This is a genomic window from Paenibacillus physcomitrellae (assembly GCF_002240225.1).
Classification (GTDB): domain Bacteria; phylum Bacillota; class Bacilli; order Paenibacillales; family Paenibacillaceae; genus Fontibacillus; species Fontibacillus physcomitrellae.
The window spans coordinates 3702791-3719979 of record NZ_CP022584.1 but is presented as its reverse complement, the minus strand read 5'-3'; the positions used below and the strand labels follow the sequence as shown (position 1 = coordinate 3719979).

Sequence of the window (17189 nt, the reverse complement as noted above, 5' to 3'; positions counted from 1 at the left end):
TCGACTCGCTCGGTTATCTTGTCCAGTTATCTTGTTCGGTTATCCCTATCTTTAGCCCGTCATAATCCTTAAAAACGTCCGGACCTGAAGATCGCCAGGATCAGCCAGGCCACCAGAATGCCTGAAATGATCAGGCCGATCTCGATCACCGGGAAATTCCACAGCACCGACTGCTGGCTGCTCATCGCGGAGGCGATGATGAGACCCGTCATCAAAATACTGAAGGACAACAGGACGATACTGAAAGAGACCCGGTTGCTTACCCTGTCCAGCCTGCGTAGAAAAGCGTTAAGCTCCGGAACGGTAAGCTCGACCTGTACTTTGCCTTTCTTGACCAGCGTGCTTAAGATCTTGATGTTCTTGGGCACATCGGTCAGCAGGTCCCAGTAGTCCGGGATTTTGTCCGACCATTGCTTGAAGACGTTAACCGGATTAACCCGTTCCTTCAGTAACTGTAAGCCGTAGGGCTCGGCAATATCGAACACGCTGATGTCAGGGTCCAAGGCCGTGACTACTCCTTCCATCGTCAGCAATGCCTTACCCACCAGCGTCAGCTCGGAAGGCAGCATGATCCGGTGCCGAAAGGCAACCCGGAACATGTCGTTCACCGCTTCCCCCAGGCTGATCTGGCTGAGCGGAACGTTATAATATCGTTCTCTTAGCTGCTCAACATCATCAAATAGCTTGGACTCATTAACTTCGTCAGGAACGATGCCCATTGCGGCAATCGCTCTTATAATCCCTTTGGAGCTTTGGCTCCGCAGCGCAATTACCATGGAGGCAAAATGCTGCTTCATACTCGGCGACAGCCTTCCGACCATCCCGAAATCCAGCATCGCCAGCTCGCCGCCGGGCAGCACCAGGAAATTGCCGGGATGAGGGTCCCCATGAAAGAACCCTTCGACCAGAATCTGATGGAAAATGACCGACGCAATGCGGCTTGCCAGCTGCTTGCGGTTTACGCCGGCAGCCTCCAGCCTTTTGGCATCGGTTAATTTAATGCCGGTCAGGAATTCCATCGTCAGCACCCTGCGGGTACAGTATTCCCAGTACAAATTCGGAGTTCTGACGCTGCCGGACTGCAGGCTCTGGGCTGAAATCTTCTCCCCGTTCCTCGCTTCAAGCGTGTAGTCGAGTTCCTCGTTCAGCACTTTGGCGATTTCCTCAGCAATTTCCCTGACCCGGTAATGCTTCGCCCATTCCAGCCTCTCTTCGGCTATACGGGACAGTTCCAGAAGGATATCCAGATCGGTCCGGATCACCTGCTCCACTTTAGGACGCTGCACCTTAACCGCCACTCTGGAACCGTCTGGCAGCACGGCCTCATGCACCTGTCCGATGGAGGCCGCCGCCATAGGCACGCGGGCAAAATCCAGGAACAGCTCCTCGATAGTACCGCCGAGCTCTTCTTCCACGATCGCCGCAGCGGCTTCGTAAGAGAAGGGAGGCACGTTATCCTGCAGCTTCTCCAGCTCGGCAATAATGTCAGCCGGAAGCAGATCGGGACGGGTGCTGGCGATCTGGCCGATCTTCACATAGGTTGGCCCGAGCTCCTCCAGAATGAGACGGATCCTTTCGCCCCGCGTCTTCGGATGGGACTCTTCTTTCCTCCCCTTAAACGGAATGTGATCGGGAAACCCCAGCTCATGGGCAATATACCCGAAGCCGTTGCGGACCAGAGCCGATGCGATTTCCCGGTACCGGAGGAGATGCCTTACCCGTTTCCCCGCCTTCATCGTCCGCTCTCCTCCCTCCTTGTCCGGTATACGCCGCCGTTATAGGCGGTCGTCCGGTTTCTGCAGATCGTCTGCCAGCTCTTGAACCGGAGCCGAAGCTCCCCCTTCCGCGGAATCTCCCGCCGGCGCCTGTGCCTGCGTTCCAGTCAACCCAGGATTTTGCGCAAAAACCTTTTGCTCCAGCAGTTCAATCCGTCTCAGCAGCTCCTCAACCTGCTCTTTTGTTGCATAGTGATGAGCTCCTGTCATCTTCTGGACGCGTTCATTGACCATAGTCTCCAGATTCCGCCGGGCCTCCTGGCCTTTAGCAACCAGATCATTGACTACGTCCGACGATTCGCCTCGGGTGATTTCGCCTTTCTTGACGAGCTCCTCCACCGCTTTCTCAATTTGCTCCTTGCTTTGTGCCGCTACACCCAGTCCGAGTGATACCGCTCGGTTAAACAGATCCTTCATTATCCTGGCTCCCTTCGTATGATCTTCACCTTCACATGCTCTTTCGCCTACACAGGTTCTTCACTTGTTCGAGTTCACATGCTCGACATCATCAACGTATTTGAGCAGCCTGTTTCCAGATCCAAAACCTGCCTTAACGGCATCAAACTCCCGGCTTTGGCCTTTGTTTTATTTTACCACTTTTGGGCCTTCCCATTCGAGTCCGGACGGAATTCTCCAGCAGATCCGAAAAAAATACATTAATCCGTTCATTAAGTCCGTCATTAATCGGCTCATTCACATCATTAACCTTTAAGTCTCTTAACGAGCTTCCGCAGCCGCTCCGGATCGATCTCCTTTAAACCGTCTCCATCCCGCCGCACCGACGTTCCGAAATGCACCTCAGCCACACCGGCGGCCTGGACGAAATCGGCGATGCCTTCTATCGTAAGACCGTGTCCTGCCAAAATGACCGGCCGTTCCTGCCGAGTCTGGGTCTGGCCCTCTTGCCCGGACCCTGCGGGGCTTTCCTGCGCCAGGCTGGCGTCAGGCTGCCTGGACAGCCGCACCAAATCGGCAATCACAGGAATGGCCTGCGGAGCCGGCATCACACCTCCCGAGGTCAGCACCCGGTTGATCTGCGGGTAAGCCTTCAGCTCCGCCAGCCCGCCGGTCAAGTCAGCCAGCTCGTCAAAAGCGCGGTGGAAGGTCACATTCATCCCTTCCGCCAGCGGCAGCCAGCGCTCCAGCGCAGCCCGGTCGATCCGCCCCGCCGGCGTTAAAGCACCGATAACGATGCCGGCGGCTCCAGCCTGCCGGATCGCTTTGATCTCCTCCGCCATGACTTCCTGATCCGGCTGGCTATACACGAAGGAGCGGCTGTGCGGACGGACCATAACGTGAACCGGAATCCGGATGGACCGCACCACCTGCTTGACCATGCCGATTCCGGGCGTCAGCCCGCCTTCGCCGATGGCGGTGATAAGTTCGATCCGGTCCGCCCCGCCTTGTTCGGCGGTGACGGCATCTTCGATGCACGTTGCGATGACTTCGAGCAGCATAGGAACACCTCTTTTTCCAATATTAATGTAGTTACAGCTATTATAAAGGAAAAACTGACGCCAGATGAATCCTGGCGCCAGTTGAATGCGGCTGGGTAAGATCGCTTCTATTTGCCCGTTTATTTCAGCTCGATTTCTTTCTTCCAGCTGAGTTCTTGTCCTTGATCGTTCTGGAACTGGAAGATGACCTGGCCCTTTTCGCCTTTCATCTCTTCCGGATAGAAGAAGCCGGAGAACTGGCCGTTACCGCTGATATAGAAACCGTCAGCACCCGTCTGCCCGTTCTGCAGGGCTTCTTGCGGCGTGTTCGAAATGTTGTTTTTGTCCGACACCCACTGCATTTCTTGAAGCATATAACCTTCCGGCACTTTCTGGATCGAAAAGTCGAAGCTGCGAACCTCCGTAGTCGGCTTCGGCGTCTGATCAATGATGATCAGGATCTCTCCGCTGCTGCCCTCCTCCGCTCCTGTATTGGCATCGGAGGATGAGTTCCCGGACGAAGGCACAGCTGAATCTCCGGTGCCCGGCTGCTCGTCTGCAGCCGGAGCGGAGGGTTCGTTTGGTTCCACTGATGGAGTTGCCGGAGCTGACGAAGCTGACGAACCGGCGGAGCCGTTTGGACTGTTTGGCGAGGAATCCGCCCCTGCATTACTTCCCACGCCAGCTTGATTCCCGCCCGAGGCTTCGGGTTTGCCGCAGGCACTCATCATCAGAGTAAGCAGCAGCGCTGATCCAACCAAAATCGTTCTATTTATATTCATATTCATCTTCATAGTCATCTCCTTTGAATTCTTGCAAGGTAAAATAAAAGGCAACGCCCTTTGCGGTATTTACCGCGCCATACCGGCTGCCGTGCAGCTCCAGAATATGCTTGACGATCGCAAGCCCCAGCCCTGTCCCACCGGACTTCCGGTCCCTGGAGCGCTCCACGCGGTAGAAATGATCCCAGATCCGATCAAGGTCTTCTTCCGCAATGGGAGCTCCGGTATTTTCGATCCAGACCGTAAGGGTTCCTGCATCGCCCGCTCCAACCTCTACATAGATCGTGCTATTCGGGCTTGCATGCCTTACGGCATTGCTTAACAGGTTCAGAATAACCTGCTCCAGCTTGCCGGGGTCTCCGGTTACGTAACGCTCTGCGCCCCCGCCTTGTGTCTCCATCCGGAATGTCAGCCCTTTCTTCTCCATCTGCTGCGAGAAGGATGCTGCCATCGTCTCTATCAGCTCTGTCAGCGGGAACACTTCCGTATGCAGCTTCACGGCCTTCAGTTCATATTTGGACAGCTCGAGCATTTCGAGGATCAAGGCGTTCATCCGATCCGTCTCATGGACGATCAAAGCGAGGTAACGCTCGCGTTTCTCTTCAGCCACGTCATCCTGAAGCCCTTCGGCGAACCCTTTTACAATGCCCAAAGGGGTCTTCAGCTCATGAGACAGATTAGCGATCAGCTCTCTGCGGAGCTGCTCGGAACGTTCTTTCTCTGCCACGTCCTTCTTAAGCTGCCAGTTGGTCCGCGAAAGCTCCCGGAGAGTCTCATCCAGATTGCGGGACAGCGAAACCAGGTTGCGAGACAAGGTGCCGAATTCATCACGGGAACGAATATCCGGCTGTGCCGAGAAATCCAGCCTGGCCAGCCGCTCGGACAATCGGTTCAGCTTGACCAGCGGCCGCGATACGATGCGGGAATAGATCAGGGACAGCAGGACCACAAGCAGCAGAATGGCCGGAGCCGCATACACAAAATATTGTTTGAGCGTCCCTACGGCTTCCCCGACCGGCTGCAGCGAGGTCATGGCCAACAGGTAACGCTGTTCCCCGCTCTGCGTCTGCAGCTCAGGCAACGGCTGGATGAGCACCGCATATTCAACACCGCTCCATTCATCCGTCCACTCCCGCCTAAGGAGATTCCCATCGCTAAGCTGGTTATCCGGCTGGCTTTGCGGCGCAAGATCTCTCAGCGCGTTATCCACCAGCGCATCCTGATAATACGGATTAAACGAGCGCTGCTCCGGCAGGATCAGATCGGTCACCGTCCCGGAGACCCGCATCAGCCCTTCCCCCGGCTCTGCCCCGGATGGCTGAAACTCCACCGGATGCAGCACGGTGTCCTTCTCATCCATGTAGATACCGTCCACGACCAGCTGGTCGCCCGGTTGGATGTTCAGCTGCAAATCGCGGACAGTCATTCCTTCAGACGGGAACAACACGGTGACGGATTTATCAGCCGTCCGAAGCTGAATAAAATAAGGATTAATAGCTACTCTGTTGAATTCCCCGTTCAACAGGGCTGTGCTGGCATCATTGCGGTTCATGAAGGTCCCCAGCATTCGGTCCATCTCCTGCTCACTGCCGCCCTTGTCTTCTTGCTGCAGCTGCCGGGCAAAGACCTGCATATTTTGCGACAAATCGTGGATCTTGCTGGAGCGGTAGAACCGCTCAAAGAACAAGCTCTCCAGCAGCATCACCAGGGAGAACAGAACCAGAATGAGAGCGGAGGTCACGGCAAACAGCTTGAATACAACGCCGCGCATGCTCATAGGTCGCCTTCAAACTTATAGCCGGAGCGAATAACCGTGCCGATATACCGGCCTTCTTCCCCCAGCTTGGCCCGCAGCTTCTTGATATGCGTATCGACCGTACGTAAATCCCCAAAGTAATCGTAGCCCCATACGCTGTCCAAAATATATTCCCGCGGCATCACCTTGCCGTAATGGCTGATCAGAAACAGCAGCAAATCGTATTCTTTGGGCGTAAGATTGACTTTATTTCCCGCTACGGTTACCACATGCGATTGTTTGTTGACCGAAAGCCTTCCCTGGACGAACAAATCACCTTGGTTCTGCCCGCTGCCTTCGGCCCGCTTCATCAGCGCTGCCGCCCGGGCCACCAGCACTCGCGGACTCAGGGGTTTGGTGACATATTCATCCGCGCCGAGTTCAAATCCGAGCAGCTGGTCGTCGTCCTCCGTTCTGGCCGTAATCATAATGATCGGCACATTGGATTCCCGGCGGATTTCCCGGCAGGTAGACCACCCGTCGAGCTCAGGCATCATAATGTCGAGGATGACCAGATCCATTTTCGTCTCGGCGAACAACTGGAGCGCCGCCACCCCATTTTCCGCTTCATAAACGTCCCAATCTTCCTTCTTGAAATAATCGGTGATAAACTCGCGCATCAGCGCGTCGTCTTCCACCAGCAATACTTTTCGCTTCAATAACATTCACTCCGCCTCTAAGGGTCTTCTATTCTTTGTACCCCATCGTTCCCTTTTTCACCAAAGTGTATGACTTTATTTACCCGGGAGAAGCCGGAACCGCGCCATGCATCCTCTTATACTTCCTCCCGCTAACGCCAGTATAGAATAAACTTGTGTCCATCGTGTGTAGGGCGGGATATGTATTTTTATGAGAAGCTGGCAAAGAAAAAAGGAGCCTGATCGATTCCTCGATTGGCCCCTTACTTGTCTTTACAAATTATGCTCACGCCGGATGTGTTCCAGTAAAGCCTTGTTTCCCTTGCCTACCAGCTCGTAAGTCTCGTCGAAATTGCCGGTATAATAAGGGTCCGGTACATCTTTCAGCTTCACATCGGGAACGAGATCCAGCAGCTTGATGACCTCGGTGGAGGTGCCTTTCATCAGCTTGCGCAGATTGCTCACGTTGGAGTCGTCCATTGCAATAATATAATCGAAGTCTGAAAAATCATTGGCAGCTACTTGTCTCGCCCGCAGCCCCTCATAGGAAATGCCGTACCGGTCCAGAATAGTCCGCGTACCCTGATGCGGGGGATTTCCGGTATGCCAGTCGCCGGTTCCGGCCGAATCGATGTTGAAGCGATCCGCAAGTCCTTCCTGCTGAACCAGATGGCGGAACATCGCCTCGGCCATCGGCGAACGGCAAATGTTGCCGAGACATACAAATAAGACCCCGATCTTGTCTTTATGTTGTTGATCCGTTGTCATCTCTATCACCTCAAACCCGATAGTACATGATGGATGGAAAGGAGGCAAGCAAAACGCGACTTTCTACTGGGTTTAACGAGACTCCGGTGGACAAAGCAGCGTCACCTCTAGTTCAGGAATATAATCGACAATCGGGTATCCGTCTTCATCAAGCTGGAAACTTGTTTTGTCCTTCTTAAATCGCATGAAATAAGGTTTAATAATAATCTTTTGAGGAGTGGAGGGAAATGGATTAAAGCGATATTCGGTCACTAATTCGGTCCCCCCCGTTGCATTCCATCCATTGCCGCTTAACAGGTTGAATTTATTTCCCTTCTCATCAAACACATCGATCCCCATACTTCTTGTTGGTACATCAAACTCTGCATCTCCCAATAACCTGAGATGCGTTGTTATTGTGGTTGTAAGAGGAGAAAGCTCAATTTTATCGATGGTGAAATCAAAATTTTTATAGTGTTTGCTTACAGATGGCTGCAGAACCAGAAAGTTCCCTGTATTTCGCTCAACCGGGATATGGATTCTAAAGGGCTCCTCTATTCCTGACACTTTAATATTCAGACCTAAATTGAAGTTGGAAGGGAATGCCTTCCCTCCTTGGTTGTGAAGATCAGAAAATTCCATAATAGAAGAATTGTTGTCCTTACCCGGATATTGAAGGATCCCTATTGAGTTTGAGGAATCCGGAGCGAAGGTTTGTATGGACTTCCCGTCAATGAACAGGTCTATATCACTTATTCGATTTATGATCCCATCTTCGGAATCTGTTTCCCCAAAAGCGGCCTGCTGCTGTTCCTGTTCCTGTTCCTGTTCTTGTCCCTGCTCCTGCTCCAAACCAATGGCTACACGCGATCCGTCATAGGTTACCAAGGGTACTTTGAGCGTTAATCCTTGATGTGTATCTTTGGCTTCGAGATGCGTGACAAGACCGTTGTCTTCAGCCGACTTCAAACCTAAATCATCGGATAAATTAAAGATAGAAGCAAGTCCATGTTTAATTGATGCAGCCATGGTGGGAGAAACAAAACTACCGCTAATCACAATGATAAAAAAGGCGGCCGCCGAAGCTATTATCGCCGTTATTATCTGACGTTTATCGTGCCGAGCACCAGGGGAATCGTTACTATTTTTATAGCGTTCCATAGTGGGTTCAGTCAGATCGATTGCCATCGGAGTATTTCGGATTAACTGTTCTATCCGTTCTAATTGAACATCTTGAACATCATCAACCTCTGAACGAGTGCTCATATTGTCTCCCTCCTTGTACCTCTCTCTTTACGATTTTCTTTCGGATTCTTTCGTATTTCTTCCTGACTGTAGCTGGTTTGAGACCCATAATGGCCCCTATTTCATCGAAACTGTATTCTTCAAGCGCTCTTAGCAGCAGTATCCTTTTGTCTTCGGTGTTAAGCTTCTCTAACAATTGAATAATTTGATCGGTATACTTGTTCCCTTTATCTTCTTCAGCACGTTCTCTTCTATACTGTGACAACATTTGGCGCATTCTGTTCCTCTTCTTGATTAAGTCGATGCAATGATTGTGAGCAATTTTATAAACCCATGCGGAAAAAGAAGCTGTAGGCGCATAATCCTGGATTCGCCTTAAACATTTAATAAAAATGTCCTGAGCAGCATCTTCAGCCTCAGCCTGATCCTCGAGCAGATAATAGCAATACAGCAGTATGTTTTTCTGCAAATGGCGAATGATCACCGGAAAGGCAGAAATATCGCCCGACTGGACTTGCTCCACAGCCCGCTTTAAATCCAGGCTCGGTTGATCCTCTTTGTCGTTGTTCAATGGATGACCTCCTTTGCCTATATAACTTTCACAAAAGGCAATTTGTGACAAGCGATGAAAAAATATTTACAGCTAGTAGGAATCTAGTATGAAGTATGTAATTTTTAACACAGGAAATATTTGCATCCGCTTTGTTGCTCCTCTAAACTAAAGATAAGCACTCGCTTATGTGACATGCTGGAATCATAACCAATCAAATCCGAATGGAAGGGATGGAGAATTCGCATGCAATACGTAAGACTAGGAAACACAGGAATGCAGGTATCCCGGCTGGCTTTGGGCTGTATGAGCTACGGCGATCCTGACCGCGGCAATCACACCTGGACCTTGAATGAAGAGCAGAGCCGTCCTTTTATTAAAAGGGCTTTGGAGCTTGGCATTAATTTCTTTGATACAGCAAATGTCTACTCGGACGGAACCAGCGAAGAAATCGTTGGACGGGCCTTAAAGGATTTCGCAAACCGTGATGAAGTCGTGATTGCGACCAAGGTACACGGCGTTATGCGTCCGGGTCCAAACGGCGGGGGCTTGTCCCGCAAAGCGATTATGTCGGAGATCGATAACAGTCTGAAACGACTGGGCACCGACTATGTGGACTTATATCAAATTCACCGCTGGGATTACAATACTCCGATTGAGGAAACGATGGAGGCCCTCCATGACGTGGTAAAAGCGGGCAAAGCCCGGTATATCGGCGCTTCCTCCATGTACGCCTGGCAGTTCCAGAAGGCACTGTACACAGCGGAGCGGAACGGCTGGACACGGTTCGTCAGCATGCAGAATTATCTGAACCTGCTGTACCGCGAAGAAGAGCGGGAAATGCTGCCGCTGTGCCAAGCCGAGAATATCGGCGTCATTCCTTGGAGTCCGCTGGCCCGCGGCCGTCTGACCCGGGACTGGGAAGACACCAGCCTGCGCTCGGAAAATGATAACTTCGCCCGCACCTTGTACACGGCGACCGAAGAAGCCGACCGCAAGGTGGCTGCAGTCGTCAAAGAAATTGCCGAAGCCCGCGGCGTGCCCCGCGCGCAGATCGCTTTGGCCTGGGTGCTGCAGAAGCAGCCTGTAACGGCTCCGATCATCGGCGCAACGAAGACCCACCACCTGGAGGATGCCGTTTCGGCGCTCGAAATCGTACTGACCGCCGACGAAATTCAGCGGCTCGAAGAGCCTTATGTACCGCATCCGGTAACAGGATTTGCGTGAGGGATTGTCCGTTTAAGGACAAATGCAAAGCGGTCCAGCCTGCCTGAACTTGCTGCATAAGGACTTACTGCATAAGATGGACGGCCTCCGCTTAATACGCTTAATAACAGTAAGGCGCTCAGGCTTTGGTCGGAGCGCCTTTCTGTTTTTCATATTTAGAGTTTGGCTTGATGAGGATGAGGAGTGTACAGCTCAACTTAGGTTAGGAAGAATATGGAATATGTTGTATAATGATATTATACAGATCCATATCCTGACAAAGGAGTTGATCCACATGTCTGACTTCGGGGATTTCAACGTTCCGACTAATCCCGGCACCAATGACCCTTATGCGCTTAAGGCGAACCACGATGTGAACCAGCATAACCTTCATCATCACGGCGCTCCGGGCCTTTGGCGGCAGATTTCGAATCAGTTTATTGCACTCGCCATTTTTGCAGCTATTATAGGGATAATTATTTTGCTCAATAAAATATTCTAAACCATGTTCGGGCTGAAGTATCCGAGTTCATGTTCAGGTTTCGCGTTCAGGATTCGCGTTCCTGTTCAGAGTTTGAATTCAGGATCCGATTCAGGATTCGAGCTGATGTCTAATCCGGCCAAAGGGACCCCTTTGGTCTTGTTTGTTTATCCACAATGAGAATTCAGCCTTTCCAAACACTTAAAGATTTGCTTGCTTATTTGCCCGAATTGTCATTATGATGATATAGATTTATCGGGGCGTTCTTAGAGAGAAATAAACAAGTGGAGATTTATATACTGTATGCAGAAAGGTTGACTCATCATGGCATTATCTCAGCCTCAGCCGCTTACTACGAAACAGGTTCGTAAAGATCCCTTCCCGATCTCGATCCTGTCTTTGACGGTAGGCGCTTTTGCTATCGGCATGACCGAATTTGTGATCATGGGCATTCTGCCCAATGTCGCTCAGGATTTAAATGTCAGCATCCCCACGGCGGGCCAGCTGATTACGATGTACGCGCTTGGCGTTGCGGTTGGCGCGCCTATTTTGACTATACTGACCCACCGGATTCCGCAAAAGCTGCTGCTCTGCCTCCTAATGGTCATCTTTATTCTCGGCAACGGCGTTTCGGTCATTGCACCGAATTATGCTTTTCTGATGGGAGCCCGGCTGCTGACCGCGCTGACACACGGAACGTTCTTCGGCGTAGGAGCGGTTATCGCCTCCAACCTGGTTAAGCCGGACAGAAGGGCTGGCGCCGTATCCATTATGATGGCCGGACTGACGATAGCAAATATTATCGGTGTGCCGGTCGGTACGTTTATCGGCCAGCATCTCGGCTGGCGCGCTTCGTTTGCGACCATTTCCCTGATGGGAGTGGTTGCGCTGATCGGCGTGATGATCTTCATTCCAAAGATCAAACAGGACGAATCCGGCGGGATTCTCCAGCAGGTCAGCGCTCTGGTGAAGCCGAAGCTGCTGCTGTTCCTGTTCGTCGCTGCGCTTGGCAATGCCGGACTGTTCGCTGTCTTCACTTACATCACTCCGCTGCTGACGCAAATCACCGGCTTTGCGGAATCCAATGTGACCTGGATTCTGGTGCTCTTCGGCTGCGGCGTTACGATTGGCAACATAATAGGCGGCAAGCTGGCCGACTGGAAGCTGATGCCTTCCGTGCTGGGCATTTATCTGACCACCAGCGTGCTGCTGACGATTCTGACCTTTACGATCCACAGCCATGTAGCGGCTGTGCTGACTATTTTCCTGTGGGGCATGGCTTCCTTCGCCGTAATGCCCGGCATGCAGATTCGCGTCATGAATCTCGCCAAAGGAGCTCCGGCTCTTGCTTCTACCTCCAGCCACTCGGCAGGCAATCTCGGCAATGCAGCCGGGGCGTTTATCGGCGGCTGGACCATTAACCAGCTCTCCATCGGCGCTTTGCCATGGGTAGGTGCCGTTCTAGTTGGCTTGGGTCTGGTGATTGGCGCTATTAGTTACGCTGCGGAGCGGAGAACAGAGTCGCATGAAGGGCAGGAAAGCTGAACAATAGAGCATCATAAAATGATCTATTCTCTATCCATCAAATGTTCTAAGCCAACAAATGATCTGGACATCAAATGATCTAACCAAATTTAGAACCAACTTATTTGAACAATTAATAAGCCCAAAGGGAGTCTATCCGTTCCCCTTGGGCTTAGTTTTTTTCTATGATAAGTCTGACTATCAGCAATGCAGCAGTACAGTAGTGCAGTAGATCGCAGAACAGCAGAATGGCAGATCAGCGGCTGCGCAAGAATAGCCCTACTCCGCGGATGAACTTCTTCTTCAGCGATAGATAAAACAAAATATCAAACAGAACAAAAATTCCATACATCAGCAGCACACGGCCCTTTAGATAACCGGCATAGACGGTAAAATTCAGCGCGGCATCGATCAGGAACAGGCCGAGTCCCCCGCCAATGACCATCGGAGCGAAGAAAATGATAGCCAGATGCGTTCGCAAATAAGCTTTATATTCGGCTTCTGTGAGACCGATTTTGCTCAGCAGCGCCGCATGCTCCTTCTCTTCATCGATATCCGTTGCCACTTTGTAATACAGCACGATGCTGGATGACAAGAGGAACAGAAAACCCAGGAACGACAAGGCAAACAGCAGAAAACCGTTGACCCGGAACGCAATCTCATACCGCTCCCCTTTATAAATCGGGCGTAAGCTTTGCGCTTTGTCGTGTTCGACGTACACGCCTTCTCCCCGATCCACAAACGTTGTTTCGGGGCTGGCCCACAGGGAAGCGTCCGCGTTGTTCTTTTCCCGAAGAGTATTCAGCAAAGCCGAGAAAATCCGTTCACCGTCGCCGCTCTTCAGGTTAAACAGATAGGTCGTTTCGCGCTGGGCCTGAAGCTTATTGTAGACCGAATCGTCGACGACATGGGCCGTAACGGCCGGAAACTCAAGATCTCCGTAGGAATTGATAAAGCTTGCGTACATAGTCTTGGTCTGGGCGCTTTTATAGACGAGGCGCTGCGCATCCCCCAGTCCCTTTAGAAATTCGTCCATCGAAACCGGATTCCGGAGAGAAGTAAGGGCACGGTTGACCCCCTCACGCCAAGGATCTACGGTAATAACCGAGTCGTAATGGACCGGCTCATCAGCCATTTCCTTATGATTGCTGACGATAATCAGCTCATCCGGCGCTACATTCAGCGACAGTCCCATATGGGCGTTAAATTGAGATTCGCTGATCAGCATGCTTTCTCCAAGGCGGGGAGCGAAACCGTCCGGGCTGTTCCTGTAATGCACATCGGGGATAAATTCCAAAGCATGGAACAGATCCAGCGTCCCGCCGTTCTCTGTGACCACTCTCTGCAATTCCGGCCCGGAAATACGGTTGATATCGCCGCTCGTCTGCACCATGTAGTCGTACGGCTCGTATTCGCCGATCGTCTTCTTGCCGAAGCTGAACGTACTCAGTCCAAAGCCCATAAACACGACAGCCAAGGCAATCAGCAGCGTCACCAAATAAAGCGACACCTTGTAGGCCACAAACCGGTGGGACAGGTTAGACAGGATCAAAATATAGCGGTTATAAACCGGCGGGAACCGCTTAAGCAGCGTCCGAACCGCGTCAATGAAGAACGCGACCACAAAATAAAGCGAACCGAAGATCCCGAATACCAGGATCAAATAACCCGCCATGGGATAGTCCTCTACGATTCCCTTAGCCCAGCCGTTATAAGCGACAGCCGCATGGTAGAACCAGAGCGAGAATGCCAAAACGAGGATCGTCATACATCCCAGTACCGGATGGGATTTAGCATGTCCTTTTGTGCTGGACGCCTTTGTGATTTGCAGGATCGATAATTTGTGCAGGAAACGGCTGGTAAACACCAGATTGCACAGGAACACAACCAGAAATACACCAAGACTGAGCAGGAACGTTTTATAGCTGATGTAGTAGATGTCGCCTGAGATATCAAGCACCCTGCTGAGCATCAGATAGAACAGCTTGGACAAAAGCACCCCCGACAGCAGTCCGCACAAAATCGAACCCGCCACGATCACCAGATTCTCGATCCGGATCATCCGGCTGAGATCCCGCGTGGTCATCCCTAAAGTCAGGTACACGCCAAACTCCCTGCCGCGGCTTTTGACGAAATAGATGCCCGTGTAGGCCACAAACACAATCGAGAACAAAACAATCGCATAAGCGGCGCCATTGACATAAGATTTGGCCAGCTTCATAGCCGGGTCCCGGGCCAAAATCTCGTTGAACAGCAAACTGCCGTACAGAAACAATACCGCCACCACAAAGCTGTTCACGAATAAATACGACAGGAACCGCCTCGTGTTGAATTTCAGATTCTGCAGAATGACATGCCGGAACGTCACCGGGAATCGCCTCCCAGAACGCTTTGAACCTCCAGAATTTTATCGAAAAAGACCTTCCGGTCGCCGGCCCGCTGGATCTGCGCAGCGATTTGGCCGTCCTGGATGAAAATAATCCGTTTGCAATACGAAGCTGCAAAGGCATCATGCGTCACCATCAGGATCGTACAGTCCTTCTGTTCGTTCATTTGGGTCAGCATATCCATCACACCGGCCGAAGACTTGGAATCCAGGTTGCCGGTCGGCTCATCGGCGAAACAAACAGCCGGGTCCGGCGCAAGCGCCCGGGCAGCCGCCACGCGCTGCCGCTGGCCTCCGGAGACATGGTATTGAAATTTATCCGCAAGCTCGGCAATGCCGAAGAACTGCATCAGCTCTTCCACCCGCTGCTCGATTTGGCCCGGAGGTTTCCTGTCCAGAATCAAGGGCAGCGCAATATTTTCTTTGAGGGTCAAGCTGTCGAGCAGGTTGAAGTCCTGAAAAATATAACCTGTCCGTTTACGGCGGAACAACGCCAGCTCATCCTTTTTCATCTCCGCGATATTGCGGCCTTCGATGTGAATCGAACCTCCGGTTGGCGTATCCACGCCCGACAGGATATTCAGTAGCGTCGTTTTCCCGCTGCCGCTCGGCCCCATAACGCCGATAAATTCCCCTTTCTGAACGGAAAGGCTGATTCCGTCCAAAGCGGTGACCTCCCTCGCCCCCTTAAAGGAGCGGTAGACCTTCGTCAGATTGTGAATTTCTATCAGATCTTTCATTCTATCATCCTCCATGATTCAGCATTGTAGAGGATTTAACGTAAATTAAGGATCGATTCCCCTTACGGTAACCTTACATTTTTGTACGAAAAGTAACGCTGACGCAGGTCCCTTCGCCAACGGCTGACGTCAATTCTACTTCGTGCCCCAACTGCCGGGCAGCATGTTTGACGATCGCTAGTCCTATGCCCGTAGCGGTATTGGCAGTTGACCGCCCGTTCTGCCCGGTGTAAAACAGGTCGAACACTCGCGGTATGTCCTCTGGCGGGATGCCGATGCCTTCGTCCCGGATATGCAGCACGGCTTTCTCACCTGCCGATTCGATATCCACAAAAACTTTCCCGCCGGACGGGCTATACTTGATCGCATTCGCCACGATTTGATCGACGATATACCCGCACCATTTTCTGTCGGTATACACATAGGCTTTCTGTTCCCCTAATTTGGGATACACGCCCGCATAAATAAAATCCCTTCGTTTCTCGTTGATCACGGACTCGGCAAGCCCGCGAAGCTCGATGCGCTCCGGCACGTAGTCGTTCGCGAATTCATCCAGACGCAAAATGTTAAGCGCCTGCTCCAGATGGCTTTTCAGCTTCTCGTTCTCCTGAACGATGTCGCCCAGCCTATCCGCTTTTGGAGAAGCTGCGGCCAATTCGATAACCGCGGCCGACGTCTTCATATTATGAATAAAGCTTGTAAACATCGTATTGCGTCCCGACACCTGTTCTTCTAACACAGCCATTTTATGCTGATAGGCGGTATGAATATCGGCTATTGCGGCATAAACGGTTTCCTCCGCCGCAGTATGAGGATAACGCGGCTGAATGCCGGGGGTCTTGACTGCGTTTAAATCGTCCAGAAACCGATATAAGGCAACCATTTTGTACACCAGATACACAGCTAACAGTACCAGGCTCATCGTAAGAGGATAAGCGATCACGACGTGATCCAGCAGCAGGTTAAAGATCAGAAAAAGAAGGGCTGTGCTCGCTAAATAAAAGGCAATGACCGTTTTCTCAAGCTGCAGGGTTCTACAAACCAGCCGGGTCCAGGACATAACCGACACTCCTTCTCGTAGCAATGATATTCTCCAGCCCCAGCTCGGCCAGCTTCTTCTTCACCCGCGACATATTGACCGTAAGCGTATTATCGTCCACAAACCCGGCGTCATCCCACAGCTCCTCCAGGATCTGCTCACGGGTCACGATTTGCCCGGCGTTCTTAAGGAGAAGCCGCAGCACTTTATATTCATTTTTCGTAAGCTCACTGGTCCGGCCCCGGTAATGAAGATTCATTGTATCTTCGCTGACGGACAAACCGCCCACGCCCAAAGAGGATACCGACTGTCCTTCAGCCCGCCGCAGGACGGCATTGATCTTGGCTAATAACACACCGATCGAGAACGGTTTGGTTACATAATCATCCGCGCCAAGCTCCATCCCGCGAATCTGCTCCCCCTCCTCGTTCAGCGCCGAAATGATGATGACGGGCGTGTTGTATTTTTTCCGGATTAAACGCAGGTAATAGAACCCGTCAAACTTCGGCAAAGTGATATCCAGCAGGATCAGGCGGGGCCGGGATTCCTCTACGGTCTCCAATACAGCATCATAATTCTCCAGTCTATAAGCCTCAAAGCCATAGGCACCGAGGTAATCGAATATATATTTCTGCAGTTGTTCATTGTCTTCGATGAGCAAGATGCGGTTCATGGTTCAGCTCCTATAACAAAATCATTCAGTGACGAGACCATCTCGTAAATAAGATCGTTTCGTATCCTCCCTTATTCTACATGGGTTCGGTGGATTTAAGAAATGGACCTTGTCCTTCCTCTTCCACTTTCAGTTTGGAAAAAAAAATCAGGAGCCAAGCTTTTTCCAGCTC

16 protein-coding genes are annotated in these 17189 nt (G+C 51.6%); 3 read left to right on the top strand and 13 right to left on the bottom strand.

Going from position 1 to position 17189, the window contains the following annotated elements; genetic code table 11:
• Positions 1-68 precede the first annotated feature (68 nt).
• The 9 genes from CBE73_RS16770 to CBE73_RS16730 form a co-directional block, all read right to left on the bottom strand.
• On the bottom strand, positions 69-1736 hold the full coding sequence (locus CBE73_RS16770; RefSeq protein ID WP_094095203.1) for an ABC1 kinase family protein: 1668 nt from the start codon (positions 1734-1736) through the stop codon (positions 69-71).
• Positions 1737-1775: 39 nt separating this feature from the next.
• Positions 1776-2192: a phasin family protein gene (locus CBE73_RS16765; RefSeq protein ID WP_174704756.1), complete on the bottom strand. Its 417-nt coding sequence runs from the start codon at positions 2190-2192 to the stop codon at positions 1776-1778.
• 284 nt (positions 2193-2476) lie between these two features.
• The gene (locus tag CBE73_RS16760; RefSeq protein WP_094095202.1) at positions 2477-3232 is read right to left on the bottom strand and encodes a copper homeostasis protein CutC; all 756 of its coding nucleotides are present in this window, start codon (positions 3230-3232) and stop codon (positions 2477-2479) included.
• A 119-nt stretch (positions 3233-3351) separates the two neighbouring features.
• Positions 3352-3999: a hypothetical protein gene (locus CBE73_RS16755; RefSeq protein ID WP_229752585.1), complete on the bottom strand. Its 648-nt coding sequence runs from the start codon at positions 3997-3999 to the stop codon at positions 3352-3354.
• Positions 3980-5770, bottom strand: a complete 1791-nt coding sequence (locus tag CBE73_RS16750; protein WP_094095201.1) for a sensor histidine kinase — start codon at positions 5768-5770, stop codon at positions 3980-3982. Before CBE73_RS16750 ends, CBE73_RS16755 begins: the two co-directional genes overlap by 20 nt.
• Positions 5767-6447 carry a response regulator transcription factor gene (locus CBE73_RS16745; RefSeq protein WP_094096364.1) on the bottom strand — a complete coding sequence of 227 codons (681 nt, stop codon included), beginning with the start codon at positions 6445-6447 and terminating at the stop codon, positions 5767-5769. The genes CBE73_RS16750 and CBE73_RS16745 overlap by 4 nt, the downstream gene beginning before the upstream one ends.
• A gap of 252 nt (positions 6448-6699) precedes the next feature.
• Positions 6700-7194, bottom strand: a complete 495-nt coding sequence (locus CBE73_RS16740; protein ID WP_094095200.1) for a low molecular weight protein-tyrosine-phosphatase — start codon at positions 7192-7194, stop codon at positions 6700-6702.
• A 72-nt stretch (positions 7195-7266) separates the two neighbouring features.
• A complete protein-coding gene (locus CBE73_RS22585) occupies positions 7267-8439 on the bottom strand; it encodes a DUF4179 domain-containing protein (protein WP_094095199.1) in 1173 nt (390 codons plus the stop codon).
• Positions 8417-8989, bottom strand: coding sequence for an RNA polymerase sigma factor (locus tag CBE73_RS16730; RefSeq protein WP_094095198.1), 573 nt, complete (start codon positions 8987-8989; stop codon positions 8417-8419). The genes CBE73_RS22585 and CBE73_RS16730 overlap by 23 nt, the downstream gene beginning before the upstream one ends.
• 225 nt (positions 8990-9214) lie before the next feature.
• Here CBE73_RS16730 and CBE73_RS16725 point away from each other — a divergent pair, with 225 nt between their 5' ends.
• From CBE73_RS16725 to CBE73_RS16715, 3 genes are all read left to right on the top strand, one after another.
• Positions 9215-10195, top strand: coding sequence for an aldo/keto reductase (locus CBE73_RS16725; RefSeq protein ID WP_094095197.1), 981 nt, complete (start codon positions 9215-9217; stop codon positions 10193-10195).
• Between the two features lie 274 nt (positions 10196-10469).
• Positions 10470-10676 carry a hypothetical protein gene (locus CBE73_RS16720; RefSeq protein ID WP_157739604.1) on the top strand — a complete coding sequence of 69 codons (207 nt, stop codon included), beginning with the start codon at positions 10470-10472 and terminating at the stop codon, positions 10674-10676.
• 303 nt (positions 10677-10979) lie between these two features.
• Positions 10980-12200 (top strand): MFS transporter, encoded by a 1221-nt coding sequence (locus tag CBE73_RS16715; RefSeq protein WP_094095195.1) that lies wholly within the window; start codon positions 10980-10982, stop codon positions 12198-12200.
• A 235-nt stretch (positions 12201-12435) separates the two neighbouring features.
• Here the strand turns inward: CBE73_RS16715 and CBE73_RS16710 are convergent, their stop codons facing one another.
• The 4 genes from CBE73_RS16710 to CBE73_RS16695 all read right to left on the bottom strand — a co-directional run bounded on the left by CBE73_RS16710 (position 12436) and on the right by CBE73_RS16695 (position 17017).
• Entirely contained in the window at positions 12436-14547 is a 2112-nt protein-coding gene (locus tag CBE73_RS16710) for an ABC transporter permease (protein ID WP_094095194.1), read from the bottom strand.
• Positions 14544-15305 carry an ABC transporter ATP-binding protein gene (locus CBE73_RS16705; protein ID WP_094095193.1) on the bottom strand — a complete coding sequence of 254 codons (762 nt, stop codon included), beginning with the start codon at positions 15303-15305 and terminating at the stop codon, positions 14544-14546. Before CBE73_RS16705 ends, CBE73_RS16710 begins: the two co-directional genes overlap by 4 nt.
• Positions 15306-15378: 73 nt before the next feature.
• Entirely contained in the window at positions 15379-16365 is a 987-nt protein-coding gene (locus CBE73_RS16700; protein WP_094095192.1) for a sensor histidine kinase, read from the bottom strand.
• A complete protein-coding gene (locus CBE73_RS16695; RefSeq protein ID WP_094095191.1) occupies positions 16340-17017 on the bottom strand; it encodes a response regulator transcription factor in 678 nt (225 codons plus the stop codon). The genes CBE73_RS16700 and CBE73_RS16695 overlap by 26 nt, the downstream gene beginning before the upstream one ends.
• Positions 17018-17189: the final 172 nt, after the last annotated feature.

What these genes read in the sequence shown, in the direction of transcription:
- CBE73_RS16770 (WP_094095203.1), bottom strand. Translation starts at nt 1,736, where the DNA reads ATGAAGGCGGGGAAACGGGTAAGGCATCTCCTCCGGTACCGGGAAATC.
- CBE73_RS16765 (WP_174704756.1), bottom strand. Translation starts at nt 2,192, where the DNA reads ATGAAGGATCTGTTTAACCGAGCGGTATCACTCGGACTGGGTGTAGCG.
- CBE73_RS16760 (WP_094095202.1), bottom strand. Translation starts at nt 3,232, where the DNA reads ATGCTGCTCGAAGTCATCGCAACGTGCATCGAAGATGCCGTCACCGCC.
- CBE73_RS16755 (WP_229752585.1), bottom strand. Translation starts at nt 3,999, where the DNA reads ATGAATATGAATATAAATAGAACGATTTTGGTTGGATCAGCGCTGCTG.
- CBE73_RS16750 (WP_094095201.1), bottom strand. Translation starts at nt 5,770, where the DNA reads ATGAGCATGCGCGGCGTTGTATTCAAGCTGTTTGCCGTGACCTCCGCT.
- CBE73_RS16740 (WP_094095200.1), bottom strand. Translation starts at nt 7,194, where the DNA reads ATGACAACGGATCAACAACATAAAGACAAGATCGGGGTCTTATTTGTA.
- CBE73_RS22585 (WP_094095199.1), bottom strand. Translation starts at nt 8,439, where the DNA reads ATGAGCACTCGTTCAGAGGTTGATGATGTTCAAGATGTTCAATTAGAA.
- CBE73_RS16725 (WP_094095197.1), top strand. Translation starts at nt 9,215, where the DNA reads ATGCAATACGTAAGACTAGGAAACACAGGAATGCAGGTATCCCGGCTG.
- CBE73_RS16720 (WP_157739604.1), top strand. Translation starts at nt 10,470, where the DNA reads ATGTCTGACTTCGGGGATTTCAACGTTCCGACTAATCCCGGCACCAAT.
- CBE73_RS16715 (WP_094095195.1), top strand. Translation starts at nt 10,980, where the DNA reads ATGGCATTATCTCAGCCTCAGCCGCTTACTACGAAACAGGTTCGTAAA.
- CBE73_RS16705 (WP_094095193.1), bottom strand. Translation starts at nt 15,305, where the DNA reads ATGAAAGATCTGATAGAAATTCACAATCTGACGAAGGTCTACCGCTCC.
- CBE73_RS16700 (WP_094095192.1), bottom strand. Translation starts at nt 16,365, where the DNA reads ATGTCCTGGACCCGGCTGGTTTGTAGAACCCTGCAGCTTGAGAAAACG.
- CBE73_RS16695 (WP_094095191.1), bottom strand. Translation starts at nt 17,017, where the DNA reads ATGAACCGCATCTTGCTCATCGAAGACAATGAACAACTGCAGAAATAT.